Genomic DNA, 1,520 nt, shown 5'->3' with positions numbered 1-1,520 from the left:
GATGCTTCACGTGAACGCGAATATGCGAGACCGTCGCCTCATCATAGTCCCTCACCTTAATCGTGGGTAATTCGGGTGGGGTGATCTATACGGAGAGGGCGCGACCGTTCGACCATCACCCCCACCCAACCCTCCCCCATCGAGGGGGAGGGCTAAGACACTATTTCTTCTCCACCGGCGCCACATAAGGGCGGAACGCGCCGCCGGGGACGGCCGAGGCGACCGGGCTTTCGAAGCCGTCCTTACTGACCGACGAGACGCCAAACACCCAATCGTCGACGCGGATGCCTTTTAGGACGGCCTTACACTCAGCACCCCCAGCAAAGTGCGGTTTCCCCGGCGCACTTGCCATCCAGATTGAGCAGGCGTTTTTGTCGATTGATTTTAGATGCTCCCAGCTGCTGGAATCCGTTCGCCGCCAGTGAACGCGATACTGATGAAAAAAGCTCTTGGAGGCATTCAACATTTCAAAGCCAACCGTCGTATCCGTGCTTACAGCCCCTTCGACGGTCGGCTCCGGCGGCGGCGGGGCGCTGGCTAGGGCGGCGAGCGCGGCGACGTTAAGCCGGGTCACCTTGGCGAGGTAGGGGAAGTCCATTTCGTCGACGGTGTCGCCGTAGGTGATCCCTTTCTCGACCCGCAGATCCTGATGCTGGTGATCATAATCCTCAACCGCGACCGAGAATCGCACTGCCGGGTAACCGGCGTTGAGCAATTCGGTATGGTCGCCGCCCCGCCCAAAACGGTCGTTGCGCCAGATTTGCATCACGTCGAGGCCGATCTCGGGGTGGCGCTCGGCCAGGCTGTCGAGGAAGCGCGAGATGTTGCGCGACGGGCTGTCATTCTCGCCGCCTAGGCTGCGCTGCTGCGCCGCGAGCGCCTCACGCCCCTGCCAGCGCGGCCCTTCGGAAAACACCCGCACCGTCCTGGCGTCGCACACCTTGTCGGAGCCGCAGCTGTTGCCGATGATGTCATTGTTGAGGTTGGCGATGACGTTCCAGCCTTGCGCCTTGGCATAATCGGCGATGATCTTGCCGCCGAGCAGCCCCTGTTCCTCCCCCGACAGCACGCCATAGACGATCGTGCCGGGGAACTTGTGCTTCGACAGCACCCGCGCCGCTTCCATCACCGCCGCCGTGCCGCTGCCGTCATCATTGGCGCCGGGCGAGTCGGCAGTGGCGTTCATCACGTCGCTGACCCGGCTGTCGATATGGCCGGTGATGATCACCACATCATTGGGCCGCTCGGTCCCGCGCTGGATCGCAAGCGCGTTACACACCCTCGTCGGGGTCGGCACGCGGCGGCCGGTGACGGTGTCGCAGGTCTGCAGCGTGGTCAGACCGAGCTTCTTCATCTCCGCCTCCGACCAGCGCACCGCCGCCCCGATCCCGCGCTTTGGGTCGGTTTGCGACGACAAAGTGTGGCGGGTGCCGAAGCCGACCAGCCGCTCGACCGTCGCCTTCATCCGCGACGCCTCCACAGCGGCAGCGATCCGGGCCAGCCGCGTGTCTTGCGGGCTC

Annotated in this window: 1 protein-coding gene; it reads right to left on the bottom strand. The window is 64.0% G+C overall.

Annotation, left to right across the window (positions count from 1 at the left end; all coding sequences use genetic code 11):
* Positions 1–160 precede the first annotated feature (160 nt).
* Positions 161–1,492: a M28 family peptidase gene (locus RMN73_RS03505; protein WP_405051513.1), complete on the bottom strand. Its 1,332-nt coding sequence runs from the start codon at positions 1,490–1,492 to the stop codon at positions 161–163.
* Positions 1,493–1,520: the final 28 nt, after the last annotated feature.

Source organism: Sphingomonas sp., from assembly GCF_031372575.1.
In the GTDB taxonomy this organism is placed as follows: Bacteria; Pseudomonadota; Alphaproteobacteria; order Sphingomonadales; family Sphingomonadaceae; genus Sphingomicrobium.
This window is presented reverse-complemented; position numbering and strand designations above follow the sequence as displayed.